Raw genomic sequence first — 20,545 nt, forward strand, 5'->3', positions numbered from 1 at the left:
GCTCAGAAGTCGTAACGGGCGGTGGCGCCGAAAGTGCGCGGGGTGCCAAGCACGCCGGCATAGCCACCGTTGGCGGAGTTCCACAGGCTGGTGAAGTAGGTCTTGTCACCGGCGTTCTTCACCCACAGCGACAGGTCGACCACGCCGTCGCCCTGGTCCAGGCGCACACCGGCGGAAAGGTTGACCAGCGCGTAGCTGGGGATCTGGCCGAAATCGGAATCGTCGATGGTGCCCACCGCCTTCGAGCGGAAGGCGTAGCTGGCGGTGACATAGGGTTCGATGTGCTCGCTGGCCTGCCACTTGTACTGGGTGTTCAGGTTGGCGATGTACTTGGAGGCACCGACCACCTGGTGGCCGGACAGGTCGCAGGTGGCAGTGGCATTGGCCAGGCTCACTTCAGGCGGGCACGGGGCGTCCTTGTAGTCTGTGTAACGCACGTCGTTCCACGAGCCGTTGAAGTTGACCGTGAGGCCGCGCACCGGCAGCGCCGTGGCTTCGAACTCCAGGCCACGCGAGCGCACGCTGCCGGCGTTGGCCAGGTACTGCACGCGGTTGATCTGGTCGTAGACGTTGGCCTGGTAGCCATGCACTTCGGCCCAGAACAGGTTGGTATTGAGTTGCAGGCGGTCGTCGAACAGCGAGCTTTTCAAGCCGACTTCGGCGTTGTTGACCCGCTCGGTGCCGACCAGCAGCGAGTCGGTGCCCAGCCGTGGCGCAGCGCCAACGGTAAGGTTGATACCGCCAGACTTCTCGCCGTGGGTCAGGGTGGCGTAGCCCAGCAACTGCTCGTTGAAGCGGTAGCTCAGGCCCAGCAGGCCGGAGGGGCTGAAGCTGTACTGGTTGAGATCACCTGAGTCGTAGGCCCCTACCCGGCCCTGGCGCGCTGCTGCGGCGGCCCCGGTTACTGCTGCGCCACCGGTTGGTGCATCGCGGGTCACCCAGGCGCTCTTTTCTTCGTAGGTGCCGCGAATGCCGGCGGTGAAGTCCAGACGGTCGGTGAGGTGCCAGGTACCCTGGGCAAACAGGGCATAGCTGTCGGTATCGATATGGCCGTTGCCGATGGTGTCGACGTTGGCCAGGGCACCGGCCGGGGTGAGGTTCCAGATGTCCGCCTGCGGCCCGTAGAACGTGAAGGATTTGTTGTCCAGGTCCTGCTTGAAGTAGTACGCGCCCAGCACGTAGTCGAAGGCACCACCGGTGGGTGAGGCCAAACGGATCTCCTGGGAATACTGCTTGTCGCGCACCGATACCCCGGCGCTGTAGAACACCGGCACGTTGAGGCCGTCATCGTTGCGCGGGGTGAAGTCCCACCAGCGGTAGGCGGTGATCGAGGTCAGGGTGAAGTCGTTGGGCAAGGTCCAGTTGGCCTCCACCGAGGTACCGCCCTGGAACACCGTCACTTGCTGGTCGGCGTCGAAGTTGACCTTGCGGTGCTTGCCCGACACCAGCGTCGCGCCAGCCTGGGCGGCCAGGCTTTCGTAGCGGTTGACGCCATTGATGGTCGGCCCGGTGCTGTACAGGCTGAGGATGCCATTGTCGGAATCTTCTTCGTTGTATTCGCCGATCCAGCGCAGGTTGAAGGTTTCGCTCGGCTTGAACAGCAGCTGGGTACGAAAGCCCTGGCGCTTGCCGCCGTTGAGGTCGTCGCCGTTGTGGACGTTCTTCACATAGCCGTCGTCCTCGGTGCGATAAGCGCTGATGCGCCCGGCCAGCGTGTCGCTGATCGGCCCCGAGAAGCTGCCTTGGGTTTGCAGGTAGCCGTCTTCACCAATCGACTGCTGGATGCTGCCCTCGCGGTGGAAGGTGGGCTTGCGCGTGGTGATGTTGAGCACGCCGGCGGTGGTGTTCTTGCCGAACAGCGTGCCTTGCGGGCCGCGCAGCACTTCCAGTTGCTCCACATCCAGCAGGTCGAACACCGCCATGCCGGGGCGGCCGAGGTAGACGTTGTCCAGGTAGATGCCGACGCTGCCTTCCAGGCCATCGCTGGCCGGGTTGTTGCCCAGACCACGGATCGAGATGCTCGACTGGCGGGCATGAACGTAAGCGACGTTGGTGCTGGGCACCAGTTGCTGCAGGTCCTGCACGCGGTAGATGCGCTGGCTTTCCAGGGTTTCGCTGTCGAGCACGCTGATCGGCGTGGGCACGCTTTGCGCGGTTTCTTCGCGGCGGCGGGCGTTGACCGTGACAGTGCCGAGCTTGGCTTCCTGCTCCACCGCCGGGGTGGCACTGACCGGCTCTTCGGCGAAGCTGGCAGAGGACGCCGCCAGCAGTACGCCGGCAGCCAAGGGTTGCAAGGTGAAACGCGACGCGCGCGCAGGCCAACGGGAAACTCCGGACATGCAAATGCTCCTTGAGGCATGGGCCCTGGCGAGCATTTCCGTTGGCGGAACCGAATCGCGGTCAGTCGGGCTTATATTCTTTTAGGCGATATAAATATTTGTAATTCATATTTTGTGGAATAAGTGACTCCCTTTATAAGGGGGCTAACCCTTGTCAGCAATTGCATTCGACCGAAAGTTTCAATGTAAAAAATGCATATCGATCTCCGTCAGCTGCGCCACTACATTGCCCTTGTCGAGCACCGCAGCTTCGTTGCTGCGGCGGCGGCGGTGAACCTGTCGCAATCAGCGTTCAGCCGCAGCATCCAGACCCTCGAGCACAACATCGGCTGCCGCCTGGTGGACCGCGCCAGCAAGGAGCTGGCGCCAACCCGCCAGGGCTTGCTGGTGCTGGAGCATTCGCGGCGGCTGGTGCATGGCGCGCACAACCTGGTCAACGAGATTCACCAGTTCAATGGCGCCACCACCGGCGTGGTGCGCTTCGGTTCCGGGCCGGCGCCGGCCGGGGGGCTGGTACCGCGGGCGGTGGCACGCTTCGTCGCCGAATACCCCGCGGCGCGTACCTGCTTCCAGGTGGATAACTGGCAGGCGCTGAACCGCAAGCTGGTTGCCGAGGAGATCGAGTTCTTCGTCGCAGACACCCGTCAGTTCGAGTCCGACCCGGACTACCAGGTGCACAAGCTGGCGCCGCAGCGCTGGCATTTCTGCTGCCGCGTCGGGCACCCGTTGACCGAGCGCGAAAGCGTGCGGGCGCGTGACTTGTTCGACTACCCCCTGGCCACTACCTTCCGCCCGCCGAACATCCGCAAGATTCTCAGCGACCTCAGCGGGCGGCAGGATTTTCTGCCGACGGTGGAGTGCGAGCATGGCTATGCATTGCTGAATGTGGTGATGCATTCGGACACCATCGGCATTGCCTGCAATGCCAATTTGCGGCCGTATCAGCGTGACGGGGGATTGGTGGCATTGCAGCTGGCCGACCTGACGGTGGAGCAGGAGGAAGCGTTCTACACCCGCTATGGGGTGGTGAGCCGGGTGGGGTATGGGCTATCGCCGTTGGCTCAGGGGCTGGTCAGGCAGTTGATTGCCTGCGATACCGAGGTGTGACCGACGGGGCACCCCTGTGGGAGCGGGTTTACCCGCGAATACGATGGCGAATTCATTGACGCATTCGCGGGTAAACCCGCTCCCACAGGGTCTTCTACATCCCTCAACCTTTGCGGGTTGTCCGGCTCAACTGGCCATCCACCCCGACCGGCACTTCACCAGCCAGGGTCACCCGCCGCACCACACGTGGCTGGGTGCCGTAATCATCCACCGCATAATGCTGCGTCGCGCGGTTATCCCAGATTGCCACGTCCCCCGCCTGCCAGCGCCAGCGAACCGTGTTCTCCAACCGCGTCACATGCCCTTGCAGCACCGCGAACAGGTGTTGTGAATCCGCCAGCGAATAACCTTTGATGCGCTTCACGAAGTGCCCCAGCTGCAGCACCCGCTCGCCACTGATCGGGTGCACGCGCACCACCGGGTGCTCGGTCTCGTACACCGTGGAGGTGAACACTTTGCGATAGCGCTCCAGCTTGGCCGCGTCCACGTCGGGCTTCGCGCTGGCGTAATCGTATTCGTTGCTGTGCACCGCCCACAGTTTGTCGGCCAGCTCGCGCAGCGGCTCGGGCAGCTCCTGGTACGCCGTGGCGGTGTTGGCCCACACAGTGTCGCCACCGGATGCCGGCGCCACCACGCTGCGCAGGATCGAGGCCTTGGGGTAGGCATCGACGAAGGTCACGTCGGTGTGCCAGGAGTTGGCCCGCTGGCCTTCGGCGCCATCGAGCTGCAACAGGTAACTGGTGCCGTCGACCACCGGCACGGTGGGGTGGGCGACCGGCTCGCCGAGCAGCTTGGCGAAGGCTTCCTGGCTTTGGTCATCCAGATGGGTCTGGCCACGGAAGAAGATCACCTTGTGCTTCACCAGCGCGGCCTGGATGGCATCGAGGGTGGCGGCATCAAGGTCGGCGGACAATTGCACCCCGCGAATTTCGGCGCCGATACGGCCGGCAACAGGGTGAATGTCGAGTTCGAGGTTTTGTGGCGCGGAGGCCAGGGCAGCGTTGCTCATGGTCGTGTCCTTGCGGTCATTGTCGGGGCTTTGGGATTCAGCGGGCGGCCTGCACGGCCTGATTCTGTTGCAGGGCGGCATCGAGGAAGCGGGGTTCGATCCAGTCGGCCACCTGGAAGCCACGGCGGATCAGGCGCTCCTTGGCGGCCAGGTCCACGCCCTGTTGCAACTGGCCGACGAATTCGGCGTCCAGCCGTGGATCGAAGTAATGGGCCAGGTCTTCCGTGGCCAGGTCGTCGCTGAGGATGCTGCGCGGCCAGTTGGCATTACTGGCCACCAGCTCGACGTAGGCCTCGCGGTTGTGTTCGTCGCGCAGCCAGGCGCTGGCCTGTTGCTGGGCATTGACCAGGCGCTGTACCAGCTCGGGGTATTTGCGGATGAAATCGCCAGTACCCAACAGCACCGCCTGGGTACTGCCGGCACCTGCCAGGTCACGTGAGTTGACCGGCAGCTCTACCAGCCCGCGCTCGCGTAGCGACAGCAGGTTGGACAGACCCCAGGTGGCGTCGATCTGCTTGGCGGCCAGTGCGGCATTGGCGGCGTTGAAGTCCAGGTTGATCACCTTCAGCTCGCGCTCGCTAAGCCCCTGGCTGGCCAGGGCGCTGGCGAACGACAGCTGGTTGGCGGTGCCACGGAACACCGCCACGCGCTTGCCCTTGAGGTCGTGCAGGGTCTTGATGCCGGAACCGGGCACCACGCCCAGGTAGCTCTTCACCCCACGTACGCCCGCCGACAGCACGCGGGTGTCCAGGCCGTTGGCCTTGCCGACGATGGCGGCCAGGTCGCCGAGGTAGGCGAAATCGGCCTGGCCGTTGGCCAACGCTTCGTTCACCACCGGCCCGGCGCCCTTGAAGAAGTGCCAGTCGATGCGAATGCCGTCCTTGGCGAACTCCTTCTCCAGCAGTTGCTGGTCACGCAGCACGTCGACCACGCCACCGGCGCTGGGCTTGCTGCCCGCGCTGAGGTCGGGCACGGCGATGCGGATGCTTGCGGGCTTGGCCGGTTCAGCCGCGTGGGCGCTGAGGGTGAAGGCCAGCCCGAGGGCGGTGATCAGGTGGCGCAGCGGGGTTTTCATGGCAAGGCTCCTTGGCAGGCTGCCACCGGCGATGGCCGGCGCTTTGGCCAGAAGCTAGGCAGGTCTGGTTAGAACCTACAAAGATCAAAACTTCATTCTTCAGTAACTGGAAAGCATAAATCAGGCGGCATGCGGGCCTGCGGCTGGCTTGCGGAAAATGCATGGAAAATATGAGGAAAACGCAACGGCGAGAGGCTTCCGTATGCATGAAGCGCATGCTCTTATCTCTTGAAAGTCATTTTTTGGAATTTTTAATTCCCTAAATGAATAATCTAACAACGCTTCGAGAGATGGCCGATGAATGGAATTCTGAGCAGAGGTCGGGGATGGCTCCGGGGGTCGCTACGCGACCCTTTCGCGACGCAAGGCCGCTCCCACAAGGATCGCGCCCGCTTGTTGCCCTGGGTCTTGCCTGTGCTGGTTGCGCTGCTGTGGGTAGTGGCCAGCCGGGAGCACTGGATGAGCGAGCAGATTCTGCCGGCGCCAGCATTGGTATGGCAGAGCGCGGTGGAGTTTGGTTCCGGCGAGCTGTGGGGGCACCTGTGGATAAGCTTGCAGCGGTTGTTCTGGGGGCTGGCGGTCGGCATCGGCAGCGGGTTGCTGCTGGGGGTCTGGCTGGGTGCTTCGCGGCGGGCGCAGACGTTGGTGCTGCCGACCTTCGTGGCACTGGCACAGATTCCTACCCTGGCCTGGATCCCGTTGTTCATGCTGTTCTTCGGGATCGGCGAGTTGCTCAAGCTGGTGGTGCTGGTGAAAGCCGTGGTGGTCCCCGTTACCTTGCACACGCTGGTCGGTGTACGGGATGCCCAGCCCAAGCTGCGAGAGGCCGCTGCGGTGCTGCGCCTGCCTCGCCATCTACTGTTCCTGCGCCTGCTGCTGCCGGCTGCCCTGCCCGCCTTCCTCACCGGCGTACGCCTGGCCCTGGCCACCGGCTGGACCTCACTACTGGCGGTCGAACTGCTGGCCTCCAGCGAAGGGATTGGCTACCTGATGGTCTGGGGACGACAGCTGTTCATGCTCGACCTGGTGCTGCTGTGCATCCTGGTGATCGGCCTGGTCGGCGCACTGCTGGAGCACGGCTTCTCGGCCCTGGAAAAGCGCCTGCTGTACTGGCCGCAAGCGGCCACAGGGGAGCAGCACCGTGGCCCCGTGCCGCGGGGTTGGCAAAGCCTGCTGCTGCCACTGGCACTGTTGGCCCTGTGGCAGGCCAGCAGCAGCTTTGGCTGGGTCGACAGCAACATCCTGACCTCGCCACTTGAAGTGTTGCGTACTCTGCTGACCGGCCTGGCCGATGGTTCGCTGCCGCAAGCCTTGCTGCTGAGCCTGCAGCGCACTTTGGCCGGCTTGCTGCTGGGCGGTAGCGCTGGCCTGCTGGTCGGTTTGCTGTTGGGGCTTTCGGCCAATGCCGAACGTATCTTCGGGCCCAGCCTGTCGGCATTGCGTCAGGTGGCGCTGTTTGCCTGGGTGCCGCTGCTCACGGCCTGGTTCGGCCTTGGGGAAGGGGCCAAGCAGGTATTCGTCGGCATGGCTGCGTTCTTCCCCTTGCTGATCGCCACCCAGCGCGGCATCGCCAGCCTCTCGCCGCAGCTGGGTGAAGCCGCGCGCACCCTGCGCCTGAACCTGTGGCAACGCCTGCGCCTGCTGGTGCTGCCCGGCGCAGCCCCGGCCATTTTTGCGGGCCTGCGCCTGTCGCTGATCTACGCCTGGCTGGGCACCATCGGCGCCGAATACTTCATGCCCTCGGACGGCGGCATCGCCAGCCTGATGATCGGCGCCCAGCAACTGTTCCGCATGGACCAGGTAATGGCCGCCATGCTGTTGATCGGCCTGGTCGGCGCCCTGCTCGGCACCCTTGGACAACGCCTCGAATCACGCGCCACGCGCTGGAGAACCGCATGAACGCCTTCAACACCTCGCACCTGCACGCGGCCAACCAGCCCGATGCCACCCCACCCCTGGTCAGCTTCGAGGGGGTCGGCAAAGTGTTCAGCGTCGATGGCCAGCCGCTGGAAGCCATCCGCAACTTCAACCTGTCGATCAACCAAGGCGAATTCATCGCCATCGTCGGCGCTTCCGGCTGTGGCAAGTCCACCCTGTTGCGCCTGCTGGTAGGGCTGGATACCGACTACAGCGGCAACATCCGTGTCGACGGCCACACTGTCAGCGGCATTGGTAGCGAACGCGGCATCGTGTTTCAGGAACACCGGCTATTCCCCTGGCTGAGCGTGGAACAGAACATTGCCCTGGGCCTGGTCAACGAACCGCTAACCCAGGGTGAACGCGCGCGGCGGGTACACGAGTTCGTGCAACTCGTGGGGCTGGTCGGCTTCGAGTCGGCCTACCCACACCAGCTGTCCGGCGGCATGGCCCAGCGCGTGGCGATTGCCCGAGGCCTGGTAGCCAGCCCGCGGATCCTGCTGCTCGACGAGCCGTTCGGCGCGCTGGATGCACTGACCCGCCAGCAACTGCAGGACGAGCTGCTGGCCATTCGCGAACGGGCAGGTATCACAACGTTGCTGGTGACCCACGATGCCGAGGAGGCGACATATCTGGCTGATCGGGTTGTGGTGCTGGAGCCACGTCCTGGCAGGATCAAGTCGGTCATCGAGATCGATCTGCCACACCCACGGTTGCGTACGGGCGTGGCACTGCACGGGCTGCGCGAGAAGGTGCTGCACCAGATTACCGGCGACGGGGGCTACCTGCCGTTGCCAGCGCGCCGGGTGGAAGGCCTGCGGCCAGAGCTGATCGCACTTTGAACCGAACGGCATGGCCAACTCGGTCGGCAGGTAAAAACGGCTACAGATCAAGGCGATGGACGCCATCGGATCAGATGGGTATCATGCGTGCGCGTTGCACTCGTAGCTCAGCTGGATAGAGTACTGCCCTCCGAAGGCAGGGGTCGTGGGTTCGAATCCCGCCGAGTGCGCCATATCAAAAAGCCCTGGGCCTGTGCCCGGGGCTTTTTCGTTTGTGCGACATGTCGCGTTTCTGGCACTCCCGTACCACCGGTCATTGGTGTTAGCGTGGGCGTCTTCCCGTTTCCCGACGGGTAACCCACAACAATGATTGGCGAAGGAATGCGCACAACCATGCACCTGAAAAAACTTACAGCCACAACCCTGCTGCTGGCCAGCATCGGCCTGTTCACCCAGCCGGCACAGGCCAACCTTACCCAGCAGCAGTCCGCAGCCATCGTAAAAGCCTTCGACGGCAGCGACCCAAGCGACTTCAAGCAGTTCCTCGGCAAGCTCAAAGGCAGCGACCTGGCCAAGGCCGACAACCTCGCGGCAACCCTGGATGCCTACCTGGCCGGCAAGCCATTGGCCGCCGAGCAGCAGAACGAGATCAACCGCCTGCTCGGCCTGTATACACGCATCAAGTACGGCAAGGCTGCCAGCGAAACCCTGCGTGAACTGGTGGCCATCCCCACCTTCAACGTCGAAGGCACGCCGCAGCACGAGAACCCCGAATTCCTCAGGATCGCCGACAAGATCAAGGCCCTGGCCGACAGCTTCGGCCTGGCTTTCCGCAATATCGACAACCGGGTCTACGAGATTTCACTGGGCAGCGGCAAGGAAGTGGTCGGCATCCATGCCCACGCCGACGTGGTGCCGGTCAACCCGGACAACTGGAAGCTGGCCGATGGCACGCGCCTGGACCCGTTCAAGGTCACCTTGGTCGGCGACCGCATGTACGGCCGTGGCACCGAAGACGACAAGAACGGCATCGTCGTGGCGATGTACGCACTGAAAGTGGCCAAGGACGAGAACCTGCCGCTGGCCCGCCAGTTCAAGCTGCTGATCGACACCACTGAAGAAACCAGCGGTGATGCCATCCCCTACTACTTCGAGCGCAACCCCACGCCCGACTACAACCTGGCCCTCGATGGCGGCTACCCGGTGGTCATCGCCGAGAAAGGCTACGGCACGATCATGGCGAGTTTCAGCAAGCGCCAGGCCAGTGGCAAGGGCGCCGAGATCGTCAACCTGACCGGCGGCCTGGCCACCAACCAGATCCCGACCACCTCGGTCGCGACCCTGGTCACCGACAACCCGGCGAAGCTGGCCAGCCAGCTGGAAAAGGCCGGCGCCGATTACGTGAAGCGCAATGGCGGTGACTTCAGCATCGCTGCCAAGGCCGAGGGCAAACAGGTGTTGCTCACCGTGACCGGCGTTTCCGCCCACTCTTCGGAGCCGGAGTCGGGGGTCAACCCGGTGGCGCGCATGCTCGGTTTCATCAACGGCCTGGGTCAGCAGGTGCCGCTCAAGCACAACCACTTCACCGACGCCGCCCGCTACGCCGCCGACAACTGGGGCCTGGACTACCTGGGCAACAAGCTCGGCGTGGCCTTCAAGGACCCGTTCATGGGCCCGCTGACCGCTTCGCTGACCTTTGTCGGAGTGGATGAGAAAGGCCTGAAACTGGCGGTGAACCTGCGCATTCCGAAAGGCAAGCCGATTGCCACGATCAAGGACGAACTGGCCGACAAGCTGGGCAAATGGACCCGGCAAAGCCACACCTCGGTGGCCTTCGACTACAGCCTGGACGAGCCGATGTACCGCAACCCCGAGGGCGAATGGGTCAAGGCCTTGCTTGACGTGGCGACCGAGAACCTGGGCATGAAGCACGAGTTCGGTACCTCGGCGGGTGCGACCTCGGTACATGACCTGCCCAACGGCGTGCAGTTCGGCCTGGCCATGCCGGATGTGAAGTACACCGGGCACAACGACAACGAGTTCAAGACCGTGGAACAGTTCATGCTGGACTTGCAGGTGGTGAGCGAAATGGTGGCGCGGATCGGGCAGATGCCGAAGCTCTGATTGGCTGTACCGGCCTCTTCGCGGCTAAAGCCGCTCCCACAGGGATCGCACAGGTTTCGATGTGGGAGCGGCTTTAGCCGCGAAGAGGCCGGCACAGGCGATCACTCATGACGTTTTTCAATCGACTCGATGCCGTTTCCTGCATTGCCGTGCAGAGCGCCGTGCCGGATGCTTTATTTACTCCGAGACATCGCTTTTTCCATCCGCAGAGGCCCGTATGAAGACCGTCGAACAGATCCTCAAGACCAAGTCCCAGCACCAGACCGTGTACACCATCGGCCCGGATGACTCGGTACTCGACGCCCTGAAGCTGCTGGCGGAGAAAAACGTCGGTGCGCTGCCCGTGGTCGAGGGCAACCAGGTGGTGGGTATCGTCAGTGAACGGGACTATGCGCGCAAACTGGTGCTCAAGGGGCGCTCATCCGCCGCTACCCCCGTGCGCGAAATCATGAGTGCGCCGGTGGTCACCGTGGAACCAAAGCAGAACCTCGAGTACTGCATGAACCTGATGACCAATCGCCATCTGCGCCACCTGCCGGTGGTCAGCAATGGCGAGCTGCTCGGCCTGCTGTCGATCGGCGACCTGGTCAAGGAAACCATCGCCGAACAGGCCAGCCTGATCCTGCAACTGGAGCAATACATCCGCGGTGAATGAAACGCCTCAATGGTAGGCGCGCTCCAGCTCGTCCAGCTGATGGTCGAAACTGCGCAGGCGCGCCGACCAGGTATACACCAGCACTTCCAGGTCCCGGTTGAGCACGGCGGTATTGCCATGGCCGCTGCGGGTTGGCTCGCCCAGATCCAGTTGGTAGCGTTCACGGGCCATAGCCTGGGCAACGCTGGACAGGTCGCGGGCATTGGCCAGCCAATGGTGATGGTGGTCATGAATTTCGCGGTCGAGCAAGCGGCACTGGCGTTTCAGGGCATCCAGGCTCTGCTCCAGCGGCGTGCCCTTGAGCTCGCCCATGACCTCTTCGAAGGTACGCCCCGAATGCCAGTAGCTGCCCCAGAAATAGCGGTCGAACACCGTCTCGACGCGGCGCAGCGCGACTTTGGTGTTCCAGATGGTCAGCAACGTTCGCCCCTGCACCACTTCGCGCTTGTTCAGGTGCAGCTGCTGCCAGGCGATCCAGGCCAGCGCCACCAGTGCAACCGCCACAGTGACAGCGGCAGCGGCATACAGGAAATGCACCGCCTGGGTCATCTGTTGCGTCTGCCTGATGCCATAGAAATAACTGGCCGTCAGGGTGCCCAGGATCGTCACGGAGCACCAGAACCCTGGTGCGTAGGGATCTTTCATCGCGCTATCCCCTCTTGTTTTCCTGAGCATAGCAACGGCCAATCACTCGTCAGGTGCCACTCGGCGCTTTATTTTCGAGGGCGACGCAACGCTTCGTTGAGTTGATCGAACGGCTCCGCCCAGTCGGCGTCCTCGTTGATGCTGTCCTTGAGAAACTCGCGCTGGGAAGCGCTCCAGAACGGCGCATCCACCAGCTTGATGTCGTTCTTCAGTGGCGAGTGGCTGGCGATGAACTGATCGATGCTTACCGCATCGTCAGGCAGGCCCAGTTGTTTGAACAGCTCGGCAAACGGATGGATCGGCGCTTCCATGGTTCCTCCTGAGAGCCAGGCAAGCCGTCCACGACGCCCGCCCGGCATTGGTGTGAAAACATCAGCACAGCTCGCGCACTTCGGCGTGCGGCACCAGTTTCATGTACTGCTCCATGCTCATGTGGATCAGGTGATCGTGGTCACCCGCTTCCAGGTAGACATCGCCCTGACGGGTCAGGCTCGGGTCGACCAGCATTTTTATCTGGTAGGCATCGCCAAGGGCCGGTACGGCACCGCGCTCGCAGTCGCCGAACAGGCTCGGCAGGCCGCTTTCACGGGTCAGTTGCCAGGCCCCGGACATGCGCACCTTGGTCATGTCCAGATGCCGGTTGGCCGGTAGCACGGCCATGATGTAGTTGCCATGACGGTCATCGAGCATCACCGACTTGGCGACCCGCTCGGCGGGTACGCCGGCCGTACGGGCCGACTCCAGGCTGGTGGCCGAATGTGGATGGGGAATGATGTCGTAGTCGCAGTTGGCCTTGTCCAGGCGATCCTGCAGGGTCTTTGCCATACGCATGATGCACCTCCGGTTTCGCCCCCCAATTTCCAATTTTAGGCCGGGTACCAGCAGGCAGGGCTAAACTTGTGCAATAGAGGCAAACGAGGTGACGACAGGTGATCGCCCGCTGCTGGCGCTGGCTGTTGCTGGTGTTGCTGCTTGGCATTACGCCAGGCGGCCTGGCAGCGCCCGGTGCAGTCTGGGTGCTGGGCATCGATGACGCCATCGGCCCGGCCAGCGCCGACTACCTGGTACGCAGCCTCGGCCAGGCACAGGCACAGGGCGCACAACTGGTGGTTATCCGCATGGACACCCCGGGCGGGCTGGACAGCGCCATGCGCCAGATGATCAAGGCGATTCTCGCCAGCCCCGTGCCGGTCGCCACCTTCGTCGCCCCCAGCGGGGCCCGCGCCGCCAGCGCCGGCACTTATATCCTCTACGCCAGCCATATTGCAGCCATGGCACCCGGTACCAACCTGGGTGCCGCCACGCCCGTGCAGATCGGCGCCCCGCCAGGCACGCCCAAGGACGACAAGGCCAAAGGCAGCGATAACGAAACCCTCGCGCGCAAGCAGGTCAACGATGCGGCGGCCTACATTCGTGGCCTGGCGCAGCTGCGCGGGCGCAATGCCGACTGGGCGGAAAAGGCCGTGCGCGAGGCGGTCAGCCTGTCCGCCAGCGAGGCCCTGCGGCTTGACGTGATCGACCAGGTGGCCGACGACCTGCCCGACCTGCTGCGCAAGCTCGATGGCAAAACGCTCACTGTCGCTGGCCAGCCCCAACAGCTGCAGACCGCCGGCGCCATCCTGGTCGAGCACCTGCCGGACTGGCGCACGCGCGTGCTGGCGGTCATCACCAACCCCAGCGTGGCGCTGATCCTGATCATGATCGGCGTGTACGGCCTGCTGTTCGAGTTCATGAACCCCGGCTCGACGGTAGGGGGTGTGGTGGGCGGCATCTGTCTGTTACTGGCGCTGTATGCCCTGCAGTTGTTGCCGGTGAGTTTCGCCGGGGTGGCGCTGATATTGCTCGGCATCGCCTTCATGATCGCCGAAGCCTTCCTGCCCAGTTTCGGTGTGGTCGGTTTCGGCGGTATCGTCGCCTTCGTGGTCGGCGCGCTGATCCTGATCGATACCGATGCCCCCGGTTTCGGCATCCCGCTGGCCCTGATCGGCACCCTCGCGGTGTTCTCGGCGCTGCTGATCGGCGGTGTGCTGGGCATGGCCCTCAAGGCCCGTCGACGGGCGCTGGTCAGCGGTGACGCCGGTCTGGTCGGCAGCCTGGTCACCGTCACCCAGGTCATGGCGGGCAACCCGTTCTGTGGCTTTGTGCTGGCCCAGGGCGAGCAATGGCAGGCGCAGTGTGCAACGCCACTGCAAGCGGGCCAGAACGTGCGGGTGACCGCGCGCCATGGCGTCATGCTGGAAGTGAGCGCCGCCGCGCCCGCGGCGCAAGGAGAATGACCATGTTCATGCAATTGGGCTTCGGCGCGGTGCTGATCGTGCTGGCGATGCTGTTGCTGTCGGCGTTCCGCATCCTGCGCGAATACGAGCGCGGCGTGGTATTCCAGCTGGGGCGCTTCTGGCAGGTGAAGGGGCCGGGGCTGATCCTGTTGATCCCGGTGATCCAACAAATGGTTCGGGTCGACCTGCGCACCGTGGTGCTGGATGTACCGCCGCAGGATGTGATCACCCGCGACAACGTCTCGGTCAAGGTCAACGCCGTGCTGTACTTCCGCGTGCTTGATCCGCAGAAGGCGATCATTCAGGTCGAGGACTTTCTCGTGGCAACCAGCCAGTTGGCCCAGACCACACTGCGTGCGGTGCTCGGCAAGCACGAACTGGATGAACTGCTGGCCGAACGCGAGCAGCTGAACTCGGACATTCGCCAGGTGCTGGATGCACAGACCGATGCCTGGGGCATCAAGGTGGCCAACGTGGAGATCAAGCACGTCGACCTCAACGAATCGATGGTGCGCGCCATTGCCCGCCAGGCCGAGGCCGAGCGTGAACGACGGGCCAAGGTGATCCATGCCGAGGGTGAGTTGCAGGCGTCGGAAAAGCTGATGCAGGCGGCGCAGATGCTGAGCAAGGAGCCGGGGGCGATGCAGTTGCGCTACATGCAGACGCTGGGGGCGATTGCCGGGGACAAGAGCTCGACCATCGTGTTTCCGCTGCCGGTGGATTTGCTCAAGGGGATGGTGGACAAGCAGAAATAGAGGTGGCCCATTCGCGGGCAAGCCCGCGAATGGCCTACATACGATATGTCAGACTGGCGCGCGGCGCAGAGTCGCCAGGAAGGTAGCAGCACCAATGAACAACCCGGCAAACGTCCGGTTCAAACGCTTCTGCTGCTTGGGCGTACGCAGCAAGCGCAACACCCGCGCAGCCAATCCGGTGTACCCCGCCATCACCAGCATATCCACGGTGACCATGGTCACGGTGATCGCCACATACTGTGGTAACAGCGGTTGATGCGGGTTGATGAACTGCGGCAGCACCGCCAGCATGAACACCAGCGCCTTCGGGTTGCTGACGTTGACCAGGAAGCCACGGAACACCAGGCTCAGCGGTTTACCGATCGGGCGCACGGCGGATTCATCGCTCATGTCCATGGGCAGGGCACGCCACTGCTTGTAGGCCAGGTAGATGAGGTAGGCGACACCGAACCATTTGATGACCTGGAAGGCCGTGGCCGAGGCGGCCAGGACGGCACCGACGCCGGCGGCAATGATGGCGATTTGCATGATCAGGCCCAGTTGCAGGCCCAGGGCGTTCCAGTAACCACGCCAGAAGCCGTATTGCAGGCCGCTGGACATCGAGGCAATCGCCCCGGCACCGGGTGAAAGGCTGATCACCCAACAGGCGGCAAAGAAGCCCAACCACACTTCCATCGACATCACACACCTCGCTCGAACATATGTTGCAAATCGTTAAGCTAAGGTGTTGGTGAAAAAATAACCAGCGATTTCTGAAGGATTTGTATTGCCTGTGCTGGCCTCTTCGCGGGTGAACCCGCTCCCACAGGAGTTTCACAGCCCTTGAGGACAGCGCAATACCTGTGGGAGCGGGTTTACCCGCGAAGAGGCCGGTGCAGGTTCAGTCACCCTCGACAGGCGACTCTTTGTGCATGGACTGCACCTCAGCCCCGCGCCAGCGCCGTACCGACTTCTGGAAGAACTGGCTGTTGGGCACCTGCACCAGCGCCCCACCCGCCTCTGGCATTTCCATCAGGGTGGTGAACAGCAGGTTGATGGCAATCACCCGGCCTTTCACGCCCGGCTTGTCCAGGGTGTCGACCAGCTCGACCACGTCACCGATGCGAAACGGCCCGACGGTGAAGATGAGCACCGCGCACAGCAGGTTGGACAGCACGCTCCACATGGCGAAGAAGGCCACCGCCGCCACCGCGACGAAGCCGGACAGTGCTGTCCACAGCACGGTCGCCGATACACCCAGGCGCTCCAGCACGAACAGCAACGCACTGCCCATGATCAGCCAGCGCAGGCCACCACGCACCGGCACCAGCAGCTCCGGCGGCAACGGGTAACGCTGGCCCAGGCGGCTCAACCCGCGCGCGACGATGCGCTGCAGGACAAAGGCCGCCACCAGGATCAACAGGATCTGCAAGCCCAGCCAGAAGGTGTCCATCCATTGCCCTGGCAGCAGCGAACGCAGTTCCTCCATCAGGACAACGCCTCGAGCTCGGCCTGCATGCTTTCGAGGGTTTCCAGCGCTTCCATCCAGGCCTCTTCCAGTTCGCCCTCGCGCTGCTTGAGCTTGGTCTGGCGCGCCAGCAGGTCACGCAATTCGTCCTTGCGCGACGCGTCGTAGAGGCCACTATCCCCCAGCCCGGTCTCGATCTCGGCCAGTTGCGCGTGCACCTGGTTGAGCTCGGTTTCCAGCTTGTCGGCGGCCTTCTTGTGCGGGGCCAGTTGCTGGCGCAAGGCTGCGGCAGCCTGGCGCTGGGCTTTCTTGTCGGTCTTGTCCGGGTTGACCGGGGCGGTACTGGCCGGCGCACTGCGTTGGCGGTACTCGACCAGCCAGCGGCTGTAGTCGTCCAGGTCACCATCGAAGGTGTCGACCTTGCCGTCGGCCACCAGCAGGAAGTCGTCGGTAGTGCTCTTGAGCAGGTGACGGTCGTGCGACACCACCACCACGGCACCGGCAAACTCCTGCAAGGCCATGGTCAGCGCCAGGCGCATTTCCAGGTCGAGGTGGTTGGTCGGTTCGTCGAGCAGCAGCAGGTTCGGCCGTTCCCAGGCGATCAGTGCCAGTGCCAGGCGAGCTTTTTCACCACCGGAGAAGTTCACCACCGGCTCGTCGACACGGTCGCCATGGAAGTCGAAGCCACCCAGGAAATCGCGCAGGGTCTGCTCGCGCTCGGTGGGGGCGATGCGCTGCAGGTGCAGCAACGGGCTGGCCTTGTCGTCCAGCGAGTCCAGCTGGTGCTGGGCAAAGTAGCCCACCGCCAGGTTCTCGCCGCGCACCAGGCGACCCGATAGTGGTTCAAGCTCGCCCGCGAGGTTCTTGATCAGGGTCGACTTGCCGGCACCGTTGGGGCCGAGCAGGCCAATGCGCGCACCCGGGGTGAGCTGCAACTTGACCTTGTCGAGGATGGCCTTGTCACCGTAACCCAGGCGGCCCTCGGACAGGCTCAGCAGCGGGCTGGAGATTTTCTGCGACTCGCGGAAGACGAAGTCGAACGGCGAATCGACATGCGCCGCCGACAGCTCCTCCATGCGTTCCAGGGCCTTGATCCGGCTCTGTGCCTGGCGGGCCTTGGTGGCCTGGGCCTTGAAGCGGGCAATGTACTTTTCCATGTGCGCACGCTGGGCCTGTTGCTTCTCGTAGGCCTGCTGCTGTTGCGCCAGGCGCTCGGCACGGGTGCGCTCGAAGGCGGTGTAGCCACCCTTGTACAGGTTCAGCTTGCGCTGCTCGACGTGCAGCACATGGTCGACCACAGCGTCGAGGAAGTCGCGGTCGTGGGAGATCAGCAACAGCGTGCCGGGGTAGCCCTTGAGCCAGTCCTCCAGCCACAGGATAGCGTCCAGGTCCAGGTGGTTGGTGGGCTCGTCGAGCAGCAGCAGGTCGGACGGGCACATCAGGGCCTGGGCCAGGTTCAGGCGCATCCGCCAGCCACCGGAGAAGTCGCCGACGCGGCGGTCCATCTGCTCGTTGGTGAAGCCCAGGCCAGCCAGCAACTTGCGTGCACGGGCGTCGGCGGTATAGCCGTCGGCGCTATCCAGCTCAATGTGCAGGCGCGCCAGGGCGGTACCGTCGTGGGCCTGCTCGGCCGCGGCCAGATCGGCCTGGACCTTGCGCAGGCGCGCGTCGCCGTCGAGCACATAGTCCACGGCCAGGCGGTCGAGGGTGTCGACCTCCTGGCGCATGTGGGCGATGCGCCAGTCACCGGGCAGCTGGCAATCGCCGGCATCAGGTGACAGCTCACCGCGCAGCAAGGCGAACAGGCTGGATTTTCCGGCACCGTTGGCGCCGATCAGGCCGGCCTTGTGACCGGTGTGCAGGGTCATCTCGGCGCCTTCTAGCAAGCGCTGCGGACCACGCTGTAAAGTGAGGTTGGATAGTCTGATCATGATGGTCGCGGAGTCTACCAGCTTCCTCGGCCCATAGCGCGAGTGGAACCATGCACACCGACCTGTGGAATCACGCCCTGGCCCTGTATGCCAGGCCCGGCGTGGAAGCGGCCTGCCTCGCCCTGCAGGCGCAGGGTGGCGATGTCTGTCTGCTGCTGTGCGCAACCTGGCTGCAGGCGCGTGGCGTGGCCGTGCGGGACGAACGCGTACAGGCATTGCGCGAGGTTACCGAGCCCTGGCAGCGCGAAGTGGTCAACCCATTACGTAGCTTGCGCCAACAGTGGCGAGCAGCAGCGCAAAATGATGCGCAGCTGGCGGCGTTGCGTGAGCAGGTGAAGGGGTTGGAGCTACAGGCCGAGAAAGCCTTGCTTGAGCGCTTGCAGGAGCGTTCGCGACAGTGGCCGGCAGGCGCCCATGAGCCCGTGGACGACTGGCTGGCCCGGCTGGTGCCGGACCAGGCCCGCCACCACGACGCGCTGGTTCGATTGCGCGTCGCGGCGGCAACGTTTCAGGACGCCGAAGACGGTGCCTGAGCCGGGGTGCTGGCGGGTGCCGATGGTGCTACCGAAGCTGCCGGGGTGGCCGAGTTGGTCGCAGCGGCCGGGGTGCTGGCGGCAGGCGTAGCCGGTTTGGCTTCGGCTGGCTTGCTGACAACAGGCTTGGCAGCTGCTGGCTTGGCGGCGGGTTTGGCGGCCGCACGTGCTGGAGCCTTGGCGGCAGCTGGCTTCGCGGCTGGCTTGGCAGCAGCGGCTTTGGCTGGTGCTTTGGCCGCCGCTGGCTTGGCTGTGGCAGCGGGCTTGGCTGCAGGTTTGGCTGCGGCAGTGGCCTTGGCGGCTGGCTTGGCTGCAGGTTTGGCTGCAGCAGTGGCCTTGGCTGCTGGCTTGGCTGCAGGTTTGGCCGCAGCAGTGGCCTTGGCGGCTGGCTTGGCTGCAGGTTTGGCCGCAGCAGTAGCCTTGGCAGCTGGTTTGGCGGCAGGTTTGGCGGCAGCAGTGGCCTTGGCGGCTGGCTTGGCTGCAGGTTTGGCGGCAGCAGCCCTGGAGGCGGGCTTGGCGGTCTTGGCAGCACGCTGGTCAAGCGCCTTGGCTGCAGCTTCGCGAACCTTGCCTACACCCTGGGCCAGCTTGAGGCTGTCCTGGGCATCGCGCTTGAGTTGCTGGATATAAGAACGGGTCTGGGTTTGACGTTCCTTGAGGGAGTCGAGCAGTTCTTCAAGTTCGCCAATGATTTTTTGCGCCTTGGTCTGCGCCTTGGCTTTACCTGCCTTGGCCGCATCTTGCAGTTTCAGGCGACCGTTGTGCAGTTTTTCCTGGGCCTTGCCACGCTGCTTTTCCAACTTGGCCAGCAGTTTTTCCGCATCAGCCAGCGCTTGCGAGCAGGCATCCTCCAAGTGTTCGAGCAAGCTGCCCGAAAGTTGCTGGAGCAGGTGTAACGGCGTACTTACTGGCTTCTTTTTGGCCGACATGGTTTACCTCCTGGCTGACGAGATTGCGGCTCATACTATGCTTCTGCTGCTACCGCCGCTAGGGCATGTTGACAGTAATATTTACGCCGCGTTGCATGCCTGGGCAAAGTTGTTATCTTGCAGCTCCGAGCAAGTGTAGTTGCTGAATAAATCATTGCTGATATTTGCCACTTATCTGTAATGCACAGCCCCCTGTTGGAGCGGCCTTGTGTCGCGATGGGCTGCGGAGCAGCCCCTGGATTTCGGCACCACCGCAGATATTGCCGGGGCTGCTTTGCAGCCCTGTCGCGACACAAGGCCGCACCTACAAGGACCGCGAGCACACAATACAAAACGGAACACTGGCATACTTCCCCGCTCATTGGCGCAGGAACCGACCATGCCTCGATATCTTGTATTAGGTTTATGCCTGCTGGCCCCCATCGCCCTGGCCGACAGCGACGAACATGACCTTGCCTACAGCCTCGGCGCCAGCCTGGGTGAGCGGCTGCGCCAGGATATGCCGGGCCTGCAACTGGATGCGCTGGTCGAAGGCCTACGCCAGTCCTACCAGGGGCAACCGCTGAAACTCGACAAGGCACGCATGCAGGCCGTGCTCCGGCAGCATGAAACGCAGGAAGGCGATGCCGCCATGCAGAAGCTGCAGGCTGCCGAAACACGCTTCATGACCAAAGAGCGTGGTGGTTATGGTGTGCACGAACTACCGGAGGGCGTGCTCTACAGCGAACTGCAAGCAGGTACGGGCGCGCAGCCCAAAGCCGGTGGCAAGGTGCAGGTGCGCTATGTGGGCAGGCTGCCAGACGGCTCGGTGTTCGACCAGAACCAGACGCCCCAATGGTTCAGCCTGGATTCGGTGATCGAAGGGTGGCAGGTGGCCTTGCCGCGAATGCACGCCGGCGCCAAATGGCGCCTGGTGATTCCGTCGGCGCAAGCCTATGGCGCCGAGGGCGCAGGGGACCTGATCGCACCCTACACACCCCTGGTGTTCGAGATCGAACTGCTGGCGGTTGGCGACTGACGC

Annotated in this window: 19 protein-coding genes and 1 tRNA gene; 10 read left to right on the forward strand and 10 right to left on the reverse strand. The window is 63.6% G+C overall.

Annotated features, from left to right (window positions below; genetic code table 11):
- Positions 1-2 precede the first annotated feature (2 nt).
- Positions 3-2,375: a TonB-dependent receptor gene (locus M2S36_RS10725; protein WP_442964549.1), complete on the reverse strand. Its 2,373-nt coding sequence runs from the start codon at positions 2,373-2,375 to the stop codon at positions 3-5.
- 156 nt (positions 2,376-2,531) lie between these two features.
- Here M2S36_RS10725 and M2S36_RS10730 point away from each other — a divergent pair, with 156 nt between their 5' ends.
- Positions 2,532-3,446: a LysR family transcriptional regulator gene (locus M2S36_RS10730; protein WP_196183392.1), complete on the forward strand. Its 915-nt coding sequence runs from the start codon at positions 2,532-2,534 to the stop codon at positions 3,444-3,446.
- Between the two features lie 103 nt (positions 3,447-3,549).
- Here M2S36_RS10730 and M2S36_RS10735 read toward each other — a convergent pair whose 3' ends face one another.
- Together M2S36_RS10735 and M2S36_RS10740 are read right to left on the reverse strand one after the other, a co-directional pair.
- The gene (locus M2S36_RS10735; RefSeq protein ID WP_333957149.1) at positions 3,550-4,455 is read right to left on the reverse strand and encodes a TauD/TfdA dioxygenase family protein; all 906 of its coding nucleotides are present in this window, start codon (positions 4,453-4,455) and stop codon (positions 3,550-3,552) included.
- Between the two features lie 37 nt (positions 4,456-4,492).
- Positions 4,493-5,530, reverse strand: a complete 1,038-nt coding sequence (locus tag M2S36_RS10740; protein WP_207833082.1) for an ABC transporter substrate-binding protein — start codon at positions 5,528-5,530, stop codon at positions 4,493-4,495.
- Positions 5,531-5,827: 297 nt separating this feature from the next.
- On the opposite strand from M2S36_RS10740, the gene M2S36_RS10745 reads away from it, so the two are divergent.
- The 5 genes from M2S36_RS10745 to M2S36_RS10765 all read left to right on the forward strand — a co-directional run bounded on the left by M2S36_RS10745 (position 5,828) and on the right by M2S36_RS10765 (position 11,008).
- On the forward strand, positions 5,828-7,429 hold the full coding sequence (locus M2S36_RS10745; protein WP_272493163.1) for an ABC transporter permease: 1,602 nt from the start codon (positions 5,828-5,830) through the stop codon (positions 7,427-7,429).
- Positions 7,426-8,289, forward strand: coding sequence for an ABC transporter ATP-binding protein (locus M2S36_RS10750; RefSeq protein ID WP_207833080.1), 864 nt, complete (start codon positions 7,426-7,428; stop codon positions 8,287-8,289). Before M2S36_RS10745 ends, M2S36_RS10750 begins: the two co-directional genes overlap by 4 nt.
- A gap of 96 nt (positions 8,290-8,385) precedes the next feature.
- Positions 8,386-8,462 (forward strand) — tRNA-Arg (locus M2S36_RS10755).
- A 160-nt stretch (positions 8,463-8,622) separates the two neighbouring features.
- Positions 8,623-10,353 (forward strand): dipeptidase, encoded by a 1,731-nt coding sequence (locus M2S36_RS10760; RefSeq protein WP_207833078.1) that lies wholly within the window; start codon positions 8,623-8,625, stop codon positions 10,351-10,353.
- A gap of 217 nt (positions 10,354-10,570) precedes the next feature.
- Entirely contained in the window at positions 10,571-11,008 is a 438-nt protein-coding gene (locus M2S36_RS10765; RefSeq protein WP_063914407.1) for a CBS domain-containing protein, read from the forward strand.
- Between the two features lie 6 nt (positions 11,009-11,014).
- On the opposite strand, the gene M2S36_RS10770 is transcribed toward M2S36_RS10765, so the two are convergent.
- The 3 genes from M2S36_RS10770 to M2S36_RS10780 form a co-directional block, all read right to left on the reverse strand.
- Positions 11,015-11,653: an NADH:ubiquinone oxidoreductase subunit N gene (locus M2S36_RS10770; RefSeq protein WP_207833076.1), complete on the reverse strand. Its 639-nt coding sequence runs from the start codon at positions 11,651-11,653 to the stop codon at positions 11,015-11,017.
- Between the two features lie 68 nt (positions 11,654-11,721).
- Positions 11,722-11,964 carry a DUF2789 domain-containing protein gene (locus M2S36_RS10775; protein WP_333957152.1) on the reverse strand — a complete coding sequence of 81 codons (243 nt, stop codon included), beginning with the start codon at positions 11,962-11,964 and terminating at the stop codon, positions 11,722-11,724.
- Between the two features lie 61 nt (positions 11,965-12,025).
- Positions 12,026-12,484 carry an aminoacyl-tRNA deacylase gene (locus M2S36_RS10780; protein WP_015268554.1) on the reverse strand — a complete coding sequence of 153 codons (459 nt, stop codon included), beginning with the start codon at positions 12,482-12,484 and terminating at the stop codon, positions 12,026-12,028.
- A gap of 98 nt (positions 12,485-12,582) precedes the next feature.
- Here M2S36_RS10780 and M2S36_RS10785 point away from each other — a divergent pair, with 98 nt between their 5' ends.
- Both M2S36_RS10785 and M2S36_RS10790 read left to right on the forward strand, forming a co-directional pair.
- The gene (locus tag M2S36_RS10785) at positions 12,583-13,929 is read left to right on the forward strand and encodes an NfeD family protein (RefSeq protein ID WP_207833074.1); all 1,347 of its coding nucleotides are present in this window, start codon (positions 12,583-12,585) and stop codon (positions 13,927-13,929) included.
- Between the two features lie 2 nt (positions 13,930-13,931).
- Positions 13,932-14,684, forward strand: a complete 753-nt coding sequence (locus M2S36_RS10790; RefSeq protein ID WP_063914403.1) for a slipin family protein — start codon at positions 13,932-13,934, stop codon at positions 14,682-14,684.
- 48 nt (positions 14,685-14,732) lie between these two features.
- On the opposite strand, the gene M2S36_RS10795 is transcribed toward M2S36_RS10790, so the two are convergent.
- From M2S36_RS10795 to M2S36_RS10805, 3 genes are all read right to left on the reverse strand, one after another.
- Entirely contained in the window at positions 14,733-15,365 is a 633-nt protein-coding gene (locus M2S36_RS10795) for a LysE family transporter (protein ID WP_207833073.1), read from the reverse strand.
- A 199-nt stretch (positions 15,366-15,564) separates the two neighbouring features.
- Positions 15,565-16,152 (reverse strand): mechanosensitive ion channel family protein, encoded by a 588-nt coding sequence (locus M2S36_RS10800; RefSeq protein WP_207833070.1) that lies wholly within the window; start codon positions 16,150-16,152, stop codon positions 15,565-15,567.
- Positions 16,152-18,062 carry an ATP-binding cassette domain-containing protein gene (locus tag M2S36_RS10805; protein ID WP_333957153.1) on the reverse strand — a complete coding sequence of 637 codons (1,911 nt, stop codon included), beginning with the start codon at positions 18,060-18,062 and terminating at the stop codon, positions 16,152-16,154. The genes M2S36_RS10800 and M2S36_RS10805 overlap by 1 nt, the downstream gene beginning before the upstream one ends.
- A 50-nt stretch (positions 18,063-18,112) precedes the next feature.
- Here M2S36_RS10805 and M2S36_RS10810 point away from each other — a divergent pair, with 50 nt between their 5' ends.
- Complete coding sequence (locus M2S36_RS10810; protein WP_063914399.1) at positions 18,113-18,595, forward strand: TIGR02444 family protein; 483 nt, start codon at positions 18,113-18,115, stop codon at positions 18,593-18,595.
- Here the strand turns inward: M2S36_RS10810 and M2S36_RS10815 are convergent.
- Complete coding sequence (locus M2S36_RS10815) at positions 18,571-19,524, reverse strand: AlgP family protein (RefSeq protein WP_333957154.1); 954 nt, start codon at positions 19,522-19,524, stop codon at positions 18,571-18,573. The genes M2S36_RS10810 and M2S36_RS10815 overlap by 25 nt on opposite strands.
- Positions 19,525-19,903: 379 nt before the next feature.
- Between M2S36_RS10815 and M2S36_RS10820 the strand changes: the two genes are divergently transcribed.
- Positions 19,904-20,542, forward strand: coding sequence for an FKBP-type peptidyl-prolyl cis-trans isomerase (locus tag M2S36_RS10820; RefSeq protein WP_207833065.1), 639 nt, complete (start codon positions 19,904-19,906; stop codon positions 20,540-20,542).
- Positions 20,543-20,545: the final 3 nt, after the last annotated feature.

The organism is Pseudomonas sp. SF2, assembly GCF_036858055.1.
Lineage (GTDB): Bacteria > Pseudomonadota > Gammaproteobacteria > Pseudomonadales > Pseudomonadaceae > Aquipseudomonas.